This window comes from Citrobacter sp. Marseille-Q5395, from assembly GCF_947057495.1.
Taxonomy (GTDB): Bacteria; Pseudomonadota; Gammaproteobacteria; order Enterobacterales; family Enterobacteriaceae; genus Citrobacter; species Citrobacter murliniae.
This window is the reverse complement of sequence record NZ_CAMSEL010000027.1, coordinates 1-21,246: the sequence shown is the minus strand read 5'-3', so window position 1 is coordinate 21,246 and position 21,246 is coordinate 1. Positions and strand designations below refer to the sequence as shown.

The window sequence follows — 21,246 nt, the reverse complement described above, 5'->3', positions numbered from 1 at the left end:
AATATCCAGTATGTAATTCCAGTGGAGATTATCTCGTGTTTATACCACCAGCAGATGATGTGAAACCTATTCCCGTTCCTGTTGAAGTCTACACACAGTGCATTACCGATGCCTCCCGCTTTTTCGGGATTGATGCAGAATTGGTCTTTACGCTTTTTGATAATGAAGGCGGAAAAGTGGGAACGTTCAGCCGGAATAAAAATGGCACTTATGATATTGGACCTATGCAGATCAATTCGTCCAATCTGCCGGAAATACGTGGCCACTTTCCGTCTGTTACCTGGCGGGTATTGGCCTATGACGCCTGTGCCAGTTTCTGGGTAGGTACCTGGTGGCTTTACCGGAAAATTGTAGACCGAAATGGTAATGTATTTGAAGGGATTGCCGATTACAACAGCAAAACCCCTAAGGTCCGGGCGAGGTATATCTTTAACTTCATGGTCAAATACAATCGCCGGATTCAGGGCCGGAATGGCATGGACGAGTTATATCAGTGGACGCAACCAAAGACCCAGTACAACGGACATATTGTAAAAAATGTTCCGGAGTAAATTACCCCCCTACTCTCCAATTTATTGTTTAGTTGTTTTACGTGGCTGTGAACAATTCATCACTGAGCGAGTGAAACTGTCCCGTGAAAGAGGTTAGGTATGCTCCAATCAATATACGAATTCCTGTGCAAGATACGCTGTTCTCCACAGAAGCTTAGAAATAAAGACTTGGACGGGATCTTGCCTCAGGATGAATCAACAGCTGGCTTATGGGGACCTCTGCCATTAATCCATATTGTTCTTTTCCTGGATTTTGATGGTGTAATCCACAAATGTCAGAATGAATCTTTCGAACGGATGTATTTGATTGAGAAGTTACTTGATGCAAGTCCTTCAATGTTCATCGTTATATCAAGCTCATGGAGAGAATGCGGGAGTATTACCTACCTAAAGTCACTTTTCCGCTCGCCGTACAGAGACCGGGTAATTGGCGCAACCCCATCCCTGTGTCTACCCTCGGGGGGAATAGGGGTACGTGCAGCTGAATGTGAAGAATTCGTGGCCAGGCACCAGGTAAAAGCCTTTATCTGCCTTGATGACGATACGACCCTGTTTCCGCCAGAATATCCGCACCTGATCCGTACGGATTATTACACGGGGGTTAAAGAAAAGGACATAACGGATCTGATAGCCAGATATAACCTACTGATGGCCCGTTTTTATTAAAAAAGTAACTTTTCCACACACTCCGTCAAAAAAAACCATGATTCGCCATCTACCAAAAACACTGCATCAGTCGATCAGAAAAGTAACTTTTTCCTCAACTTTAATTTAGGCCAGTAAGCATTCACGTTTCTTAGGGTGGCGAGTGAACTGGATTTGGAAAGAGAATTTGAATCGTGATTAAGATAGTATCCTGTTTGACCATTGTTTTAAAACTGAACAAACCTTATCCAATGCTCAGTTAGCCGGTGTACTTTTCTCAGATTCGTGGTTTACCTTGAATAGCACTGCCGTGAATAGTTATTTTCCCCGGATGCAGGCATAAAAAAGCCGTGCCCAAAAAGAGCACGGCTTTTATCAGTCAGTATTCACTCCTACTTCTTATTATCATTCAGCCAGTTTTCAGCTCTCTCTATTCTCGACTGATACGGTTCGTTTGTATTGTTAAGGTCTGACTTCATAAAGTTAACGAACGCATCTGCTTTATCCGACCCGAAGCGTGGATCATCGGTCAGTTGCTGACGAATCGCACGCTCTGAGTTTTGTGATGCACTCTCATACGTCTTGATCCCATCACTTCCCATATCCTTATAACGGCTGGTCACCGCGCTCAGACCATCTGACATTTGCAGGTGGTTGCCAACCTTGCCCAATAACGAACTCGGCATATTTACCGGATTCGTTGCATCGTTTGCCAAAGATGCGGGCGTAGTCAGGACCCCAATACCTGAGAGCATGTCGTTTACGGGTTTTGCTCCGATAACGTCAAGCCCTCTGGCAACACTCTCCTGGCCCGATAAAAGCGTACTGCCAATCACACTACGTTCTGTATTGGACTCAATTTTATTACCAGCAAGGGTATCAATCGTGGTTTGGGTTCGTTGGCCAACGATCCCGCCGCCAGAGCCGCCTTCACCAAGATTCGCCCTTATTGCTGAATCAAGAGAGCCTGAAGCCTTGTTGTGCATGTTGAAACCTTCATGGATACTCTGGAGATCATTCATCCCCCAGCTAACGTTGTAGTGACCCAGCTCGGTGAGGAGGCTTTGAGTATCCGCTTTCAGTTGTTCTTTCTCAGCGCCGGTTGCCATTGTACTGGCCCCATAGGTAAACACGGCTTGTGCGGCCAGCTCCGCCCGTTTGTCATCCGGCTTTTTGGTTGGGTCATTTGCAACCCTGTCAAAATAATTCGGGAGGTTGTTTGATATCCCGCGTATCTGGCTATCTCCGTACATAGAATTCAGTTTTTCGCTGGTATTACCCATGCCTGAAGTAGCATGCTTGCCGCCTATACCAGTTTGAAGCTGGTCGAAAGTTTGGTTGGCGTTCTTAACGTCCTGCCCAGCCCCCTGAATTCTTCCCACGGTCTCATTAGTCACTACAGGGGTATTCTTATCCAACGACGAGAGAACACTTTGGTTTTCTTCGCTATAGGAGTTAGCTACATTACCTTTATGAATGCCCTGAATATCTTCTTTACTGACCGAGCCCACATTGTACGGCGTAACACCTGATTCGGTTTGTCCGCCAATATGTTGATTAGCATTCTGCTGGTTCTGTGCCAATCCAGCTTTCGCCTGAGCATCCAGACCTTGCCCTACGTCAGCAACACGATCGGCACTCATTACGCCGGAGGTATCTACATGGTCTGGTGTGCGCTCCTGCGCCTGTGCAATGGTATTAATACCCGATGCATCACCAGTGATTCGGTCAAGTTGATTGGTAATTGGCAGCATCTGTTGAGCGTTACCGCCGAAGTCAGCAACCAGCCCTTTAAGCAGGCTGGAGGTCTCACGCAGATCCTGCTTATTGCTCTCAGCCGTTTCACCCCTGGCAGTATCAATCGCAATTTTTTGCTCACTAAAGTCGCGTGTCGTTGCCACCAGCGCATCAGTTCGCTGGAGTTGTGATCCCAACTGAGTGCTGGCCTTAAATGTGTCATTGTAAGAATTGAATTTATCCATAAACGCATTCTCATCAAGACCATTTTTCCGTGCAAAATTACGCACATCATCATCGCTGAAGTTTTTATTACGAATAGAATCGGAGAATCTGTCTAGGTTGACAGACTGTCTTGAGTCGAGTGTCATGCCGGTATTAGCGCTGGCGTTCGTTGAAAGTGACGTCGACAGATTTTCGGCCATTGTCTGTGTTGCCTGGTTCATTTTTGATGCAGCTTCTTTGAATGCATTGGTCTGTGCAAACTGATCACTGTTTACCTGAGAAGCCGCTTTACTCATTTGTTCAGAAAGTCCTGAGTTTTCTGACAATTGAGTCGTAATAGCTTTATTCAAATCAGTTAAGAGGCTATCACTGCCTGAATTCGATTTTGAGATCCCTGAACCAACGGTACCCGATGCTTTCAGACCTAGTGAATCCATCACTTTCTGACCTATGCCCCCAGCCCCCCCTTTTCCAAGTTTTTCCTCGCCACCAAGTCCCAAACTTCCATTGAGGAGAAGGTTTGACACCACACCAGCTAATTGCTGCGAATTAATTCCGTGCTTCGCCCCTACGCTATTAGCGACGTTTGCACCGGCCTGGTCTGTATATGATTTCAAGTTTTGCAGATTCGAGGAAAATTGCTGGCCCGATTGCCCCGAACGACCAACTTCACTCATCTGATTGTAGGCCTGCTGGAATGAATTACTTGCTGCACTCATGACTGATGAGGTCATTGCCGCCCCTTGTCCCTGGCTTGACGCGATACTTGAACCTGCATTCCACGTACCGAGTCGGAAGTTACTGGAGTCCATGGCCCCGCCACCGCTGAACCCCTGCCCGGTGCTTGTCAGTGCTGTACGATTAACATCCCCAAATGATGATTTTCCGCTATTTGGCGCATCCCACACTTTCGGCGTGAGGTGGCTGGAGTCCACAGGTGCGGGTGGCGTAACTCCTTTCATCGCATTCATCATTGGATGAATGGATTGCGTCATCAGGAACAGCGTCAGGACTGGGATAAGAGCATAGAGCGCTGATGCAACTGATAAGTAAGAACTATATGTTTCGGCAAGCCCTGGTAAGCCCATCCAAGTCACCGCGTTACTCTGACTATTCAGTGTGCTCCATGTATCAAGATCCGCTGTTGCCACCTTCTTCACGTAGGCATTGACCATCACCGCAGTAATCGGCCACATATTAACGAAGAGAATCAACTGAAGATATTTTGCCGCTGCGGCAACACCGTTTCCGCCGAGTGCAAGCAGCATGAGCAATGCAAACGGAGCAACCATGTACGCAAACATTTCAAGAAACGCAATTGCCGCACCAGATAATTGCAGCCAGAGCTGCCCCTGAGATGCCATGGTATTCGTACGTTTTAATGATGCCTCAAACAGTTGCATATCCGAGGCCAGACCAAGTGGGGTTTTGTATTTACTGGCACCATTACGTAGCTCATTCATGATGAACAAAGAAAGCGTCGCGTCATAAGCGCCAATCGCCTTGCCATACATGCCGTTCGCCGACGCCATTACATCCGTGAAGCTCGATCCGGATGCGGCACCGCCCGCCTCTTCTGGGGTAAGAATACCGTTTGTTTGCCCAATCAAAGCAATCGTCTGTCGAGCCTCCGGGGTGCTCGTTACCTGTTTAACGGTCGACCAGACCTCTTCACAAGTCGCTGACTTTGAACTATTCACACCCACGATGTTAGCAGATGCGTTCTTCAGCGAACCTTTCATCGCCTGATTAATGCGTTCCATGCTTTCCGCGACATTTGAAGAGAAAATATCGTTAAAAATGGTTTCTTTCCCAGCGATTTTCGCGCTTGAGTTTTGTGTTCCCTTGAGGCAGTTATAGGCCAGTGATTGCACTGTCGCACACACGTTCATCGCACCTAATCCGCTAACTGGTTCGGGGAACGCTGAACAATACCCCTGGCTGTCCCCGCCCCATTGTAAGAATTTAACGAAGCGAATCATCGGGCCAAGAGTAATGTCATCATCAAGCGTGGTTGCGGCAAAGTCGATCGGCGCCAGCGGATCAAACGCCGTTTTATAGTCTTTGAGTAGGCCCTGGCTAAGGTTAGTGGTTACAGTTCCCATCGCCGCGATAAAAACAGGAATACCATCGACATTTCTCACTTCACCAGACTTAACCGATTCAATAGTCACATCCACGCGTACTATTGCCATCGAAAAAAGAATCAGCCCAAGAATCCATGAAAATATCGGCACCTCTGCTTTTGTCGGGTTCAACAGCCAAAGCCATGTTTTATAAAACAGGCTGGCTCCAGCCAGCACCGCTGCCGTGGTGAGAAATGCTTTTACACCGGTATATTGTGAGAAAATCAGGGCAATCCCGTTAAGGGCGGACCACACGAACTCGATATCACCTACTGTATAGATGTTGTAATCCATATCAGACCTCAGTTACCTGTGCCACGAAGACTTTCCATGAACGCCTTCCTCTTTAATCGGCGATCATCCCATGCTGAAATGACATCAGAGCTGTTACCTACCTGGCTACGGGTGAGCTCGTAAGCTGCTTTTACCTGATTGCTAAGGTTTTCAGATAACCGAGTCAGGTCCTGCCGCCGTCCGGAAAGTGATTCACTGGGGATATTCATAGCGCTGATCTTTGCTTCAACTTGCCGAAGCATGTTAATGACAAGGCTGGTGGCCGCTATTGCACTGATATCCTGGATATAGGCATAGCCTTCAGGGACATCAAAAGTCTGAAGAGAATCAAGAATTGTTGGGATGCCGATATAAGAAATAATGCGTAATTCATCATCAGAGATCCTGACATCGCTGATTGCCTTTGTTTGAACCTGAATTAGGAGGTCTGAAATCGTATCCTTCAGTCCTTTGAAACCACCATCCATCACTTCAGACATAACCAGGCATTGCGACTTTCTCGCTGAAGCAGGATCGGGTACAGGCGAACATTTGAGCATTTTTATGGAGCCACCAGCCGGAGGACCCATGATGAAATCCGATACCGTCATCGTCGATGGACGAACTTCCATCCCCGCTTTTTCACCTTTAGCATCCCAGTTGATAATCACAGTGCCGACAAGCGACATCAGCTGCTCTGCGAGTTTGTAGCCAGATAATTCAGTCACGCCACCGATATTCATAGAACCTTTATCGATGTCCATAAATGACATATAGAAAAGGTTTCCACTGAATTTTTCAGCAAACTCTTCAGGGTCTTTTGCTTTTACCTGGGAGGTCACAGTTTCTGGCGACTTGGTCATTGATGAACCGAAATCAGGCAACAATCCATTAAGAGTACCAAGCATTGAAGCTGGGCCGGAACTGACCGCATTCGCATACTGGCTGGGTGGTCCAACATTTTCAGAAAGAAACGAGTAAGTAGCGTTGCAGGAATCTTTGGCAAATTTGTTCAACGCCTGCAATTTGTTCTGGATATCATTAATAGTCGCAGCACAGTCAGCACAGATTGCCGATACCGCGACATTAAATGCATAAATCGCGGCCCCCTGCGCGATACCGCGAGCAACCTGCACCAACTGATCTCCGTTAATCATACTGAATGAACCGAGGAAAACATCGATGCCGTTACAGCCGACGGAAGCTTTGGGGAAAGACATTGAAACTAAATTGGTATTCACGTTTGTTGTGCGGTAGGAAAAAGAGCCGCCAACCACACCGGTACGGGTGGCCGTTTCAAAACTGGCCGGGCTGGTTGTCGTCATCATTCCATTAAAAATATTACGCATGGCGTTATCGGCACCGGCATTTGGTGCAATCATCGCCGTGCAAACGGCTAACGACAAAAGTAACTTTTTTGCACAAACATGGAGGTTAGCGCGCATATGGGCCTCCTAAACTGCCACCAACATTCAAGTAGTTCACAGGGTCCGCTGTAGGCATATCGTACCCTTCCAACTTCTGGTCCATTATTCGTTGCAATAAGAACGGGTCAGATTCCATTTCTGATTTATTCACTGTAATTACGCCATCCTCACCAATGGTATATTGGCGCTTAATATCTAACGTGGATTGGAATGAGGCATCATCAATCAGGTTCATGCCCTTTGCAGCCAGAATAATAGTATTCTTGAGCTCCTCAGCAGTGATCATACCTTCGCTAATTCGTTGCGCTGATGACCCGTCTTTCGACACAAGGAAAATAGTTGGCACTTCGCGGATTTTGAATTGATCAATAATCTGCGCATTAGGGACAGAGAAATCCTGGAACAACCCATTTTGTAATGGTCTGCCATCCATGCTGACAGGGAGAATGTCGACCGAATAGTAATTCTGCATAAACTGGAGGATTTGACTTTCTTCGTGGCAGAACTCACAGGTACTCTGGAAAAAGAAAAAGAGCCCGGATCTTGTGAAAATATCTTTCATTACCGTCTGCTGGTTTTTTTCCACAACCGTACGATGTGCATCCAAGGCAACCTTCTCAACCGGCTGTCTTCGTTTTTCAGACATCATTGGATTTTTAAGAAAATAATCTTTCGACTTATCCGAAAATCGCGTACCGATATCCAACATTAAACGTTGCGCTGTATAAAACCTCGATAAGTTTTCAGGGGTCGGATTATCCATTGCCTGAGTCAAAAGCCGGGGCATATTGTCCTTTAGCCACTTTGAATTAAGATCAATCTTTTCTTCTTGTACTGGCTGGGACGAAGATGCAACAGGAGGCGTAGTCTCATTAATTTCTTCCTCAGTTTTCCGGGCTGGGTCGTCATACCAGAAAAAACCTTTCTTAAAGGCTTGTCCTGACACAAATGGGGTGTCTTTGATAAGGGTCTGGTCTTCATTTGCATGGACGCCAGTTATAAACAAAGACATCAGCACTAACATCTTTGAAGGCAGTAACGTTAATCGAGTCATTCACCGATCTCCTCATGGAATAGAGGTATGATGGCATAAAAAAAATCACCGGGAGTTCGATAACGGAGTAGATTTCATGCGTTAAAAAACCAGAAATGTGACGCCGACAAAGCCCCAAAAACGACAGTTCAACACAGTGTCCCGGTAAAGACATGGTCTGTAAGAGAGAAATGGATTAATTATATGACGGTACAGTAATGCAAATTCGCGTTGTCATTCAGACAACACTATCCAGATTATGAACGATCCCCGTACTTTGCTGGTTAACGCATAAGGGAATTTATACTTAATTGAATACCTATAAGAAACGAAATTGGCAGGCGCATCATAAAATCTGGACTTTTCAAAGACCGTAATGAATCAAAGAATGGCAATTCATGTTAGTTATACTTACAGAAATGAACGTTGGAAGGATAGAGCAGACAAAAAAATACGGATGGTAGTAATATTTAACACAGTATGTTTTAGATACGTCAGAACGGAAGCCGTCTGAAAATAAACAGCAACATGAGGAACCATGTGTAACGGTATGCAAGCCAAAGATTTAATAGATAAAGACGACGCAGTCTTTAGATTTTTGGTCTCAGCTTAAAACCACTCACATAAAGTAATAGCTAATCTAACTCCTCCTGAGAATATCTCGCTATTGCAGAGACCGTTGACGACAATCTGCACCGAGGGCAATGAGTATCATTGGTATACGGGACAATGTAAGGCCGCTTGCATTTCGCACAAGTTTCGAGTTCCTCTATTTCTTTCATTGACGTGAGGATCTCAATGATTTTATTGACCTCAGGGGCGCAGACGAAATACCCAAGGTTATGCAGCACGCTCATGATTCGGTTGAAGTCAATATTGCGGAAGCTGGATTCCGGATGAATAGGATCAAAACCGAAGTAATTTACCGCGACATCAATAACCGCAGAAAATGCTCTGCGGTTATCCGAACGACGACTCCACCCTCGAATACCTTTTTTAACGTTTTGTTGAGGTTCCGATCTGAAATCAATATTTTCTGCAACATGGCTTCCATAAAGAATTCTTATTGAGTTTTTATTCGCACCAAGTGACATCGTTTTTGTAGCGCTCAACAACATGTTAGCTTTAGTTTGATCGACTTTAGCCATTTTTATTAATCCTTCAAGAGCACTTTATTTGCCAAAGAGTTGAACACATCCTGACGGTGGCATGTAAACATAGTGTCGTAACGCAATAGTTCCATTAAGTCGTCACTAACTTTACCCAAACGAATGTCGGCAGATAATTCGTATGCCCAGGCAAACACCTTAGATTTTAATGTTGCACTATCATCCCCCAACCCCGGTGTAAAGGCAATTATTCGTGGGAATAGAACGACATCGTTAATTGCTTTGAGTGATGACACACCAACATCTTTTATTGCATCTACGGTAGCAGGCTTTAATCCAAAAAATATACTGACAAACTCAGGTGCAAGCATTGACATAAAGAAGATCTGCATAAAATAATCATTTTGTATGTCTACACACTTGGAGCGTAACTGCTGAATTTTGCTCGGATTATAACAATCTTCCTGCCCATTCAACAAAGTAACTTTTTCCCCTGCATTGTAAATGCCGAAGTCAGTATCGTCACTGTCATATTCACGGATAACGTTAGTGTCACCATCAACAACGGCCATAAAAAATTTATCCCACGAGATCTCTTTACCTAAAGAACGTGGAACGAGGAAACTTCCGGGACGTGTTTCAACTTCGAATGCATTATCAGCCATTGCCCCAAACCCGGTTCCAAATAGACGGCGTTGCAGGAGTGGAGACCCTGTTTGATACATAGAAGATCCGTGAATAGGCAATAACATTAGGAATGCACGGTAACTACGAATAATCGAAATCTCGGTACGTAATAGTTTACCGAGTAGGTTACGCGTTATGTTATCTGATTCTGACATGTGCGGATTGTCCTTGCTTCAATACAATTGTACTAATCTTCTACATGAAATTAAAGTTTGGTTTTTGAATGATGAAAAGTAACTTTTGGAATTTTAATACTGCCTATTTGAGTCTTAAAACTAACCATTCATCCATTGGCCTTACTTGTAACACTTTTTGACCAAACTAACCAGAATTTTATCAAAAAACCCTGCGCTTGCTAACGAAATTTTAATCGCTTAAAAAAATAGCAAAGCCCGAATCGTTATCGGCATTAAGCGGCAATAACATTAGCGAAAAAAGCGATTCAGGATGAATATTTTTCCGATTGATTAACATGACTACTACATAGGGTCACTTTTTTTAAAAGTGGCACTATGCGCAAAAAACATAGGGTCACTTTTGTTTAAAAAGTGGCACTAGATATATGTATAACTTAGTAAGTAAAACAGCACTTTTCAGATCACGGTCTCAAAATACCCATGGCAGAAAAAGTTACTTTTCTGCCGCGCTTAAATGCGCCCATCTCAGCCGTTCCCGTGTTCATCTGGAGCTGCGCACTATCTGTATTCCTCACGCCTCCGAAGCCCCACCTCAAAATTCTCGATAAAAATCACGGAAAAAAGTCCTGTTTGTGAAAAAAAAATAAAAACCACTTCGGTATAGTGATTTCACATCAGGAGGTCACATGTCTAATTCGAAACTAATAAAGTCACTAGAATTATCACGCAGTTTGATGCGTTCACAAATCGAGGTTCTGCGGGAGGCAGCTGAAGACCTTTGCACAAATTACTGGATCGAGTGGAAAGAACGGAATCATCTGGAGATTAATTTACCCCGGCCTAACAATACGCTAAAGCGTGAGTATCTGGGTTCGTATGCGCCGAAAATTGAATTAATCGGTAATGCCAAAAAAGTTACAATCACCTGGCATAAGTTCAGCCCGTTTAAAACCAGGTCTCCCAGTCATATGTCGAAACGGATTTCTGCGATGAAAAGCGGAAAATATTCGAAAAGCTGCTTTGTTAATCATGCCTTCTGGGAATATGAAATGATCGAAAAAACGGAGGGAGTACTAGAACCCTACAGAGAATTACTTGAGTTCTATCATACTGCGTATATCGAACTGGGACGCAAAATCCGTAAATACTCAAAATCAGAGGTGGCACAATGACCGACGTAACAATTAATGAAAGCAAGCAGAAGACACCTGATGTAAATGCCCGCTCCTCTCAGACTCCTGAAGATAGCCGAAGAGCCACGCAAAGTAAAAATGAACATTACGGCATGGCAACAGTAACTATTACTCCAGGCACGCCAGACTTTAACCGATTTCTTACGGCACGGAATCGTTCCGTAATAAGAGGCTTTAATGATGTTAGCATTGCTATTTCATCATTATTCAGGACGGTTAATGCGGTAAAACACCCTGAATTGGTGCAGGCAATTCAGGACTGGTTTAATGAATTGCACGACGAAAACAATTTGATGAAGCAGAATCTGGAGGCCCACATCGCCACTATTAAGGTTGATGAAAGTGATCCATTCTTCTCATCAACTGAGTTTTCTCCGTTCAGATTTGAATCTGTCCAGTTAAACTTCAACAACCAGAACACGATGCGATTTTATAAGCACATCTTTGAAATGAACAACCTTCTGACCCAGATGTATAAATTCAACTCTCTGGGTCAGCTGCCGGTTAGCGATTACAACGTAATGGCGCACAATATTATCCGAAGTCTCAACATGTATATCGAACGGGTCAAAAAAACACTTAACGTGTCGCGCCGTGTAAAAGGTTCTTACAGTCCTGATGAGTTTATCGAAAAGGTAAAACAGTACAAAAGCGTGCAGGCATATATTGCTGCGGAACTATCTGGTAAACGCCAATAAGGATTATTTGATGAATTTCAGGGCGCTATTCCTAAGTATACAAAGAGTTTTAGGCATCTTCTCCAGTAGGGAGAATGATGTGGCTGAGTTAATGATGAAGGATGTTTCGAGTCTTTCACCATTTGCTCAGATTATAGGGGATCAGAAATACACTGTACCGGATCACCCGAATCTTGAAGTCCTGAAATTCATTGAGTACCCAACTCGGCCAGCTGGGATACAAACGTTTAATGAGCAGTCTATTCTTTCTCTTTACAGAGATAAACTGCACTCAATCTCTATGATGCTGGCAATAAGTGATGGAGACATCCGTGAGGATGCCTTTACCTTCACCAATCTGGTTTTAAAACCATTGATTGAATACATCCGTTGGATTCATTTACTTCCTGCTTCAGAAAACCACCACCATAATGGTATTGGCGGATTGTTGTCACATAGCCTGGAAGTTGCAATGATTTCTTTAAAAAATGCCAATCATTCTGAATTGCGCCCAATTGGGTATCAGGATGAAGAAGTCATTCGCCGAAAAGTATATCTCTATGCCGCTTTTATCTGTGGCCTTGTGCATGATGCCGGAAAGGTATATGACCTCGATATAGTAAGTCTGAATCTGAATGAAACTTTAACATGGGCGCCAAGCTCGCAAAGCCTGCTTGACTGGGCACGTGAAAACAATGTTGTCGAATATGAAATACATTGGCGAAAACGCATTCATAACCAACATAATATATGGTCAAGCGTTTTCCTTGAGAGAATATTAGATCCGGTCTGTATGTCATTCCTCGACCGTGTCAAAAAGGAGCGCGTCTATGCAAAAATGGTTACGGCACTGAATGTCTATAACGATGGCAATGACTTTCTGTCCAAATGTGTAAGAACCTCAGATTATTATTCAACGGGAACTGACCTTAATGTATTGAGGGACCCGATAATGGGTCTGCGGTCGAATGATGCTGCGGCAAGAGCAATAGGTACCATTAAGCATAACTTCACCAGTATTAATATTAATAACTATAAATCCAAACCCATGCACATCATTATTGTAAACGGTGAAGTTTACCTCAATGAAAACGCCTTCCTCGACTTTGTACTTAGTGATTTTGCGGCCCACAAGTTCAACTTCCCACAGGGGGATGCAGGTAAAACTGTACTAGTAGAGTCGCTGGTTCAACGGGGTTATGTTGAGCCTTACGATGATGAGCGTGTGGTTCATTATTTTATTCCCGGGACATACTCGGAAAATGAAATAGCCAGCATCTTCCGAAACGGTATCGGTAAGCTGGAATTTTATAATCTCCTGAAACTTCGCTGGATCGGGTTAATTTTTGACTCATATAAAATCCCGGATTCTGTTCCGGGCCTCTTCAGCGTTAATGCAAATAAAGATTTCATCTATATTGATGAACAGAAAACTGTAACAGAATACAGAAGGCCGGTCCCGGGTCGTGAGTCTGTTACCAGAGTAACGGACACCGTAAGCGACGCCATTGAAGATACTCCACAATACGGACTCAAACTCGTGAACGGCCCTGATGCCGACAGTGTCAACGGTAAAAGCAGTGAAAATACTGAAGCCATCACAGAAAGTGTGGAGGCGGCTGGCACGGATAAAGCAACCGATATTATTGATCCGCAGGTTACTACGCCAACAGATACAGCCGGAACAGGCGGCTTGGATGAAAAGGAACGGGTAGAGGAACATGAAGAGCAGAGTCAGATGCGTCTGGTCGAGCAGCTGCATGAAATGCTTCTGAGCGCCCCACTGCCCCACAACGCAGTCATTAATATTGATTCCGTACCTTACCTTAATCTCGATGCTGCTATTGCGTTAATCCCTGGTATTGATGAGGCGGCATTTTGTGATGGGCCCTTTTTCCAGCTGACGTACCGTGATGGATCACTGGATGGTATGTGGATAGTCCGTGACGTAAACAATCTACGCCTGATACAACTGGGGGATAACTGTGCTGGTATTCAGGTGAGCACCTCGGAACCCCGAACCACTTCTACGCTGAAGTCGCTTTTTGATACGTCAATGTACCAGCCGTTGGATATCCCTGAAAGTCCATCATTAAACGAAGCGGTTTCGCCCCCACAAACACCGCTTGATCTCCCTCCGGCGCGACTGAATACCCCCCAGGCTGTAGAGGCCAATTCGGTAGCTGAACAGATTAACGCCCACTCCGAACCGGAGACCGTCACTGCTTCTGAGTATGAGCAATATGGCCACCTGCTGGAAGAAACCCTAGATAGCGATAGTGAGGCATATTCTGACTTTATAGTCGCCGACAACTCTGTGGTTGAACCCCCCCAGCCTGAGGCGAAAAATAGCGATGTCGCCGAATTCCATGATGAAACAGACCAGGTCGTTGCGCCCGGTAAATTGAATGATCCTGAGGATACCAGAGAGCCACCAGCTCCCAATACAACCGGGAAAGAAGTAATTTTAACAAGTCCTGTGTCATCACAGGACCCTATAAAATCGGAACCCGCCGGGGAGAAAGCGAACCATCTATCTCCGGCCCTGGCTCGTCTGTTTGCGGTAAACACTCAAGCAGAGAAGAAGCATGAAAATCCGCCGGTCACGACTCCAGTGAAAGAAGCCTTTAATCGATCCAACTCTGCCACAGTTCAGGCTCCTATTGCCGTTGACCAACCTGGTGCAGAAGAAAAGGAGACACTGGAAGATTTTACCCTGCTAAGTGGCGGTGAAGTTACAGAACTTGAATACGTCGAAATTGCCACAATGCTTCACCACATTCTGACTAAGTTATCTGGGTCGTTTAAAAGAAAGCGGAAAAACCGATTCATGGTTTTGACCCAGAACACCTTTTTTCTGACCCAGTCATGTGTTGAAAAATACGGGACGCAGTTAAATGCGCCTGAGCTTTTTAACCAGCTTCCTCAATACCAGGTCACCTCCGGCGCCATAGTCAATACAAAATGTTTCGCATTCAACATGCCAACTCTGGTAGCCGCATCCGACCGGGCAAAGGTCGATATTGAGTTAATCATTAACACACTTAAAGATGTAGGGAATCTATAATGGCAAAATCAAAAAGGACCAACCTGCACGCCCAGGAAAACTTTTACAGGCCGATATTGGAGTACAGAAGTGCCTCAGTACTTTTAATTTGCGCCATAATAATGCTGTTTATGGGGTTTCGATCAGATGGGTTGAATATTGCCCCCATCATTTTGTATACCGCTGCCTTCATGCTTTTGGTTTGTTTGTACCGCTGTAAAACGGCATACCCTTATTTGATGGCGCACTGGCGCGTGTTTCAGCGCCAGATTATGTTTATTAGCCTTAAATCGCTCAGGTCGATCAACAAAAGTAACTTTTTCTCTAACGAGCGAAAGTACCGCCAGCTGGTACAAGAGTATAAAAAATCCAACCGTCAGGTACCGGACAGAAAAACCTACTTCTGTAACGGCTTTGAATGGGGTCCCGAGCATGCAGATCGCGCGTATCAAATTGCCAATCTCTCAAGCGATAAAAGAGAGATAGCCCTGCCATTTGCCCTAAACCCCATAGCGCGGCATTTTGAGGCGATGGCCAGATCCATGGGTGGCAGTAACGCCATTTTTGCTGTTGATAAACGGGCGCCAATTTTTGTTACCGAAGATAACTGGTTCGGCCATACCCTCATTACCGGAAACGTCGGTACCGGTAAAACAGTCCTTCAGCGGTTATTGAGCATCAGTATGCTGCATTTAGGCCACGTCATTGTGGTTATTGATCCAAAGAACGACGCAGATTGGCGGCAGTCACTTATGGATGAAGCGGCGGAACTTGGGTTGCCATTTTATAAGTTTCACCCTGCCCAGCCTTCTTCTTCAGTGTGTATTGATGTCTGCAACGCTTATACCAATGTTTCGGACCTCACCTCACGCCTTCTTAGTCTGGTTTCGGTTCCCGGGGAAGTTAACCCATTCGTACAATATGCCGAGGCTCTCGTTTCAACTGTGATTACCGGTCTGTCTTACACGGATAAAAAACCGTCGATATATCTCATTCATAAAAACATGAAAAGCCACATGGCAATCCTGAACCTCACCGTAAAAGTTCTGGAATGCTGTTATGCACGGCACTACGGGCCCGATGTATGGATGGAAAAGGTGAAATATTCTTCGAATGATACTCTACAAGTCCGCTTTAAGCGCCTTGTTGAATGGTTTTCTGCCCACTTCTTGAATTATGAAGGTGCCGAGCCCATTGATTGGATTGATACCGTCGGCCGGTTAGTAGATTATTCTTTGTCTGATCCTGAGCACATGTCAAAAATGACAGCGGGTATTATGCCGCTGTTCAGTCGTCTGACCGAACAACCACTGAATGAATTGCTTTCGCCGTCACCTAATTCACTCACTTCGCGTGAAATAGTCACTTCAGATGGAATATTCAGTACCGGAGGTGTTCTCTATATCTCGCTCGATGGTCTTTCCAACCCGGAATCCGCCCGGGCTATTTCGCAGTTGATAATGTCAGACCTGACGTCCTGCGCGGGTAGTCGCTATAACTCTGATGATGGTGATATGTCCTCACATTCAAGGATCAGTATTTTCGTCGACGAAGCACACTCCGCAATCAACAATTCAATGATAAACTTACTCGCTCAGGGTCGTGCCGCACAAATTGCATTGTTTATTTGCACGCAAACCATTTCCGATTTTATTGCAGCAGCAAACATTGAGACTGCAAATCGTATTACGGGTCTGTGTAACAATTACATTAGCCTGCGGGTAAACGACACCCCAACGCAAACGCTGGTTGTAGAAAACTTTGGTAAAAGTCCAATTAGTACAAATATGGTCACGTATACGACAGGATCAGAAACCACTTTGCCGCATAATAACTTCTCTGGTTCGATATCAGAAAGAAAGCAAACAACGCTGGAAGAAAGTATTCCGAAAGAGCTTTTAGGCCAGGTTCCAAAATTTCATATTGTGGCCAGACTTCAGGATGGTCGTAAAGTCGTCGGGCAGATCCCGATTGCCGTAAGTGAAAACTCGATGAGACCCAATACAACATTATTGGAGATGTTCCTGAAACCCGCCGGAAAAGTAACTTTGCGTCAGAATGTGGGTTTAGACTATTTAAATAAACATCTAAGGAAATTGCATTGATGGACGAGCAAATTACTCTGACACAAAATCAAATTTTCAGTTCATCTCTGAAAGTCAGTAAAAGCCGTTCGCTTGTTAAACGGCGTATGCAGTCATTAGGCCTGAAGTTTGCCGATTCGCAGGATGTTCGTGACCGTCTGGCAGGGATTGAAAAAGGTGCTTTGAAATCTGTGGGGCAATTTTGCCATGACAACGATGCTGAGTCTTTATCAGCGCTGGCTATTATCCTTTCCGAGCTTTTTCTGCTCCAAGGGGAACTGTCCACCAGCAATGAATACGGTGACCATGAAACAAGTTACTGGTCCGTAGCTCAGGGACCTTGTGATGAATGGGTTCAGTCTCTTCTTACGAGCGAAGACGGACAGCGAAAATTTATTGGTTTTCGCATTACATTCGACAATTCTGAAGAGCGCCGCCGCCTTGTTGATAAAAATTCAAAAATGCTGGGGAGTTATTTACTTCCCTATTTTGTCAATTTTACGAGTGCTGCATCGGCGTTTATTACGCTGCCTGACAGCGTCACGTTTAAACAAGTACAACGCAATAAGCCACTCATTCACCCTGAAACCACATTAAGTCACATTCTTACCATAGAAGACTCGGCGTTTCTCTCTCGTATCAAATTTAAACTAATCTCGGCGATTGACCGCCTGCCCGACCCGACCGGGCTATATGCCAATATGTTCAACCACATTATGGACCGGGCACTATTAACACACCTCGACCGGGAGCAAATTGATAGCCCTTGTGTGTGCAAAAAGGTCATCTCAACCTACGCAGACACCATGCTAACGCTCCCGGTATTTAATACAGGGATCACCGGGAGATACCGACACTGGACGCCCTGGGGGATTAATTTTGTTGAGTTTAGCCGTCAGGCTGCAAAGGAAAAAGCCTGTGTCTATGTTCCTGAACCCGGTCAAATTCATTGGAAAAGTCCGGAGCATAAGGAACTGGCTGAGTTCAGCCTGATCAACCACATAATCCCGCAGCAATACCACTGGTTGCTGGGTGTGCCAACAATCTGGCGAAGCCACTACCGTGACCATGGCGACCGATTAGACTTATTCAGGGAGTGGAGGGACGCAAATGGCTGCGGATAATTCTGCACGGGCAGTATTCATCAGAGGACTGCTTTTTTTAGGGATGATGCTTTATCTTATTTATAGTCTGGGCTTCCAGAATACTGACGATCTAAAGCAACAAATCACTCAGGAGGTGAACGCCAGTCGTAGCCTCATTTCTAATGACCGGTGGTTGTCGGTTATTGCAAATAGTGAAGCTACTTTGTCGACTCTGATTAATGACTATAAGCTGATCGAATATCTGAATACGATACTGATCCCGGAAACGACGAAACCTGCGCGTGGGCTGAATTACGTTGCAGAGAAGATGTCATCGGTAAACTACACTGTGGCAAAGAATCTCCCCTTGCTCATTTATCAGTCCATTTTCCGCTGGAATCTGATACTCGGCTGGCTGATTGTGTTTTCACCTTACTTAATTGCTATGCTCGCTGACGGCATGTATCAATGGAAATTAAAACGTTACGTTTTCGGTAATGTAACCGTTCAGTTTTACAGGATCTGGTTCAGAGCCTTCTGGATAATTGGTGCATTAACCTTTGTTTACCTCTCAATGCCTAATATGTCTCTTTTTAACAATATCGCTCAACTGTTCCCCCCTGTCGCATTGCTGATATTGGGAATTGCACTCAACCGCTTGTGGTCTAACTTTCAAAAACTTATGTAATAAGGTGGTCAGATGTTTAACCGTAAAAATAAGAAGTCACCTGCCAATATCAAAGAATCGCTTGATGAGAACGCTGACCGTTTTTATAAGATGTTCCGAATCCATACCACCTCAAAAGTGGTTATTTCCCTTCTGGCATTAGCAGCAGCAGGGGTTTCGGCCTTTAATATTTACGATAAGTATCAGGAATCAGAAGGACGAATGGATCATATTGCCGTCGTGCGCATATCGGGAGAAATGGGCACCGGGTCAGAGGCCGGTGACGGTTCTGTGATAGCCGCAGCACTGGCAAAAGCGTACAACAACCCGCATGCCAAAGCTGTCATTATCGAGGCGGAGTCAGGTGGTGGCGGACCTTCAGACGCGATTATTATTTATCGCCAGATTAATGCACTTCGAAGCCACCAGCAGAAGATTGAACGTATTTCACATGCGGAATCCGCAAGCAAGACCCGTAATACGGGTGATACCAGTGCTTCACGCTCGCAGGACGATATCAATGCCGAACAATCGAAACGCAATACCCTGGAGGTCCTCTCCGCCGGGAGTGGCCGTTTCATTGCCGATATGGAAACCAGCTATAAGCCTATTATCGTTAGCGTCAAAGGCATTTGTGCTTCAGCGTGCTACTACGCCGTGTCCCCTGCTGACGCCATTTATGCAGATAGCAGCGCTCTGACCGGCTCGATCGGCGTACGAATGGATCACTGGAACCTGTCCCGCGTCATGGATACGGTCGGTGTTAAAAATGAGCCGCTCACAGCAGGGGAATTTAAAGCTGCACTCGACCCTTATCATCCGCTTTCCGAGGCCACCCGGGATTTTATGCAGAAGCAAATCCTAGATTCCATGCATGAAAAATTTATTTCGGACGTTGAGCAAGGCCGGGGTTACAAACTAATTAGCCGCCCGGAGGCAAATGCTGTCGCTCTGTATTCCGGCCGGGTATGGACAACGCAGCAAGCAATCCAGTACGGTCTCATCGACGGTGACCTGACACCAGTCGAGGTCCGTTCGCGTCTGTCTCAAATGTATTCGACCACTACATTCAAAACGTACAACGAGCCGCAACGATCGCTTCGCTCCGCGCTCGGTATGTTAATGAGCCTGTCAACCAACATCGAAACGCTGGCGGGCACAACCTCCCGGTTACTTGATTCTGTTCAGGCCACCAGCTATCCGACGGTGAAATAAGATGGACGTGATCCTGATGGCGTGGCGGGTGATAGCAATAAGTATTATTGCCCTGGTACTCATTGTGCTTTATTGCTTGATGGGATTCGTATCGTCAGCCATTGCTGAACGCAGGACGGCCAAGCAAATTGAAGCGTACCTTCCTGATGATGCAGAAGGCCTTCTGAGCGATTTAACTCTGCCGGTTAGTGCCACTGGCACCACGCAGATTGATCACGTCCTTATCGCCTCTCATGGGCTCTACGTCATCGAGCAGAAGAACTATGCTGGAAAGCTCTATGGGAAGCTGGATGAAAGCCACTGGCGAAAATGGAAATCGTCAGGGACACTAAAGTTACAAAACCCGTTCAGGCAAAACTACGGTCACATCAAGGCCATTCAGTCTACATTACGCGCCAGCGAACTGGAGTGTATCAATGTTGTCATCATTAACGGGCCCTGCAAGTTTGAAGGTGAGAAGCCAGACTGGCTTTGCATGGGTATGGGTGATTTTGTTCGGAAAGTCACTGAGCGGCGCCAGTTAACTGTATTCAAGCCTGAGGCAGTAAGTTATATCCGTGGGGAGCTGAAGTTAAAGAGAAAGCCTCCTGGCCTTTATACTGATCTGGACCATATCCACAACGTTACCACCAGATACAAAACAACTATGCGATTGGAGCAGCGTATTACCTATAACCTTTTGCGCTTTCTTCGGAATCTACCGGGTAAAATATTCGGTTCGACAAAGTAAAAAAAAGCCCTGCTAATTTATGCGGGGCTTTTTTATGGATTCAACACCGGAATATTTTGCCATGCTTCCTGCATAATTTGCATGACCTCCCCAATGGGTAGCGACGGCCATAAGACTGTGTCAGTCATGATTACGCCAACCGGCTCACATTCAATGGGAACCAGAATTAAAATCACACGAGTCCCTTTAACCTGATACGCAAGATTAACTACCGCCTGTCTGTAGGTTGCCAGAACACCAGAACCGTACTCCGCTGGTTTGCTGGCCCAGTTCCGTACCAGAGCATAAGCCTGCGGCATATAACGATTATCCAGAACGCCCTGTGGCCGACGAAAAGGCACAATATCATCGGAGCGGTAGATAGTAGTGGTGGTTACGTTGGCCGTTGTCATTATTAAACTCCTCCCGTCCAACCCTATTAAATCTGAATGAATAGGGTTCAACTAACAGTTCCTAGTCGTGAAAACTGGCTAGGGAAGGTGCGAATAAGCGGGGAAATTCTTCTCGGCTGACTCAGTCATTTCATTTCTTCATGTTTGAGCCGATTTTTTCTCCCGTAAATGCCTTGAATCAGCCTATTTAGACCGTTTCTTCGCCAT

At 45.3% G+C, this 21,246-nt stretch carries 16 protein-coding genes; 10 read left to right on the top strand and 6 right to left on the bottom strand.

All coding sequences use genetic code 11. The annotated features are described in order from the left end of the window. The first annotated feature begins 35 nt into the window (after positions 1–35). Together OH663_RS23330 and OH663_RS23325 are read left to right on the top strand one after the other, a co-directional pair. A complete protein-coding gene (locus OH663_RS23330) occupies positions 36–551 on the top strand; it encodes a lytic transglycosylase domain-containing protein (protein ID WP_032610469.1) in 516 nt (171 codons plus the stop codon). A 99-nt stretch (positions 552–650) separates the two neighbouring features. Next, complete coding sequence (locus OH663_RS23325; protein WP_015062996.1) at positions 651–1,217, top strand: HAD domain-containing protein; 567 nt, start codon at positions 651–653, stop codon at positions 1,215–1,217. 371 nt (positions 1,218–1,588) lie between these two features. Here OH663_RS23325 and OH663_RS23320 read toward each other — a convergent pair whose 3' ends face one another. From OH663_RS23320 to OH663_RS23300, 5 genes are all read right to left on the bottom strand, one after another. Next, entirely contained in the window at positions 1,589–5,578 is a 3,990-nt protein-coding gene (locus OH663_RS23320) for a conjugal transfer protein TraG N-terminal domain-containing protein (protein ID WP_015062997.1), read from the bottom strand. Positions 5,579–5,586: 8 nt separating this feature from the next. Then, the gene (gene trhH / locus OH663_RS23315) at positions 5,587–7,002 is read right to left on the bottom strand and encodes an IncHI-type conjugal transfer protein TrhH (RefSeq protein WP_015062998.1); all 1,416 of its coding nucleotides are present in this window, start codon (positions 7,000–7,002) and stop codon (positions 5,587–5,589) included. Then, positions 6,992–8,038, bottom strand: a complete 1,047-nt coding sequence (locus OH663_RS23310; RefSeq protein WP_015062999.1) for a thioredoxin family protein — start codon at positions 8,036–8,038, stop codon at positions 6,992–6,994. Before OH663_RS23310 ends, trhH begins: the two co-directional genes overlap by 11 nt. 614 nt (positions 8,039–8,652) lie before the next feature. Beyond that, complete coding sequence (locus OH663_RS23305; protein WP_015063000.1) at positions 8,653–9,165, bottom strand: hypothetical protein; 513 nt, start codon at positions 9,163–9,165, stop codon at positions 8,653–8,655. A 5-nt stretch (positions 9,166–9,170) separates the two neighbouring features. Beyond that, complete coding sequence (locus tag OH663_RS23300; RefSeq protein WP_015063001.1) at positions 9,171–9,968, bottom strand: hypothetical protein; 798 nt, start codon at positions 9,966–9,968, stop codon at positions 9,171–9,173. 668 nt (positions 9,969–10,636) lie between these two features. On the opposite strand from OH663_RS23300, the gene mobI reads away from it, so the two are divergent. From mobI to OH663_RS23260, 8 genes are read left to right on the top strand one after another with little or no spacing between them, the layout of a single operon-like run. Then, entirely contained in the window at positions 10,637–11,122 is a 486-nt protein-coding gene (gene mobI, locus OH663_RS23295; protein ID WP_015063002.1) for a conjugative transfer protein MobI(A/C), read from the top strand. Continuing rightward, positions 11,119–11,841 (top strand): hypothetical protein, encoded by a 723-nt coding sequence (locus OH663_RS23290; RefSeq protein WP_015063003.1) that lies wholly within the window; start codon positions 11,119–11,121, stop codon positions 11,839–11,841. The genes mobI and OH663_RS23290 overlap by 4 nt, the downstream gene beginning before the upstream one ends. A gap of 10 nt (positions 11,842–11,851) precedes the next feature. Next, the gene (gene mobH, locus OH663_RS23285; protein WP_015063004.1) at positions 11,852–14,887 is read left to right on the top strand and encodes a MobH family relaxase; all 3,036 of its coding nucleotides are present in this window, start codon (positions 11,852–11,854) and stop codon (positions 14,885–14,887) included. Next, positions 14,887–16,971, top strand: coding sequence for a conjugative transfer system coupling protein TraD (gene traD / locus OH663_RS23280; protein WP_040113316.1), 2,085 nt, complete (start codon positions 14,887–14,889; stop codon positions 16,969–16,971). Before mobH ends, traD begins: the two co-directional genes overlap by 1 nt. Beyond that, on the top strand, positions 16,971–18,074 hold the full coding sequence (locus OH663_RS23275; RefSeq protein WP_015063006.1) for a hypothetical protein: 1,104 nt from the start codon (positions 16,971–16,973) through the stop codon (positions 18,072–18,074). Before traD ends, OH663_RS23275 begins: the two co-directional genes overlap by 1 nt. After that, positions 18,061–18,723 (top strand): IncC plasmid conjugative DNA transfer DtrJ family protein, encoded by a 663-nt coding sequence (locus tag OH663_RS23270; RefSeq protein ID WP_015063007.1) that lies wholly within the window; start codon positions 18,061–18,063, stop codon positions 18,721–18,723. The genes OH663_RS23275 and OH663_RS23270 overlap by 14 nt, the downstream gene beginning before the upstream one ends. 12 nt (positions 18,724–18,735) lie before the next feature. Further along, complete coding sequence (locus OH663_RS23265; protein ID WP_040113315.1) at positions 18,736–19,917, top strand: S49 family peptidase; 1,182 nt, start codon at positions 18,736–18,738, stop codon at positions 19,915–19,917. 1 nt (position 19,918) lies between these two features. Further along, a complete protein-coding gene (locus tag OH663_RS23260) occupies positions 19,919–20,647 on the top strand; it encodes a nuclease-related domain-containing protein (RefSeq protein WP_015063009.1) in 729 nt (242 codons plus the stop codon). A 32-nt stretch (positions 20,648–20,679) separates the two neighbouring features. Here OH663_RS23260 and OH663_RS23255 read toward each other — a convergent pair whose 3' ends face one another. Next, entirely contained in the window at positions 20,680–21,039 is a 360-nt protein-coding gene (locus tag OH663_RS23255) for a hypothetical protein (protein ID WP_015063010.1), read from the bottom strand. Positions 21,040–21,246: the final 207 nt, after the last annotated feature.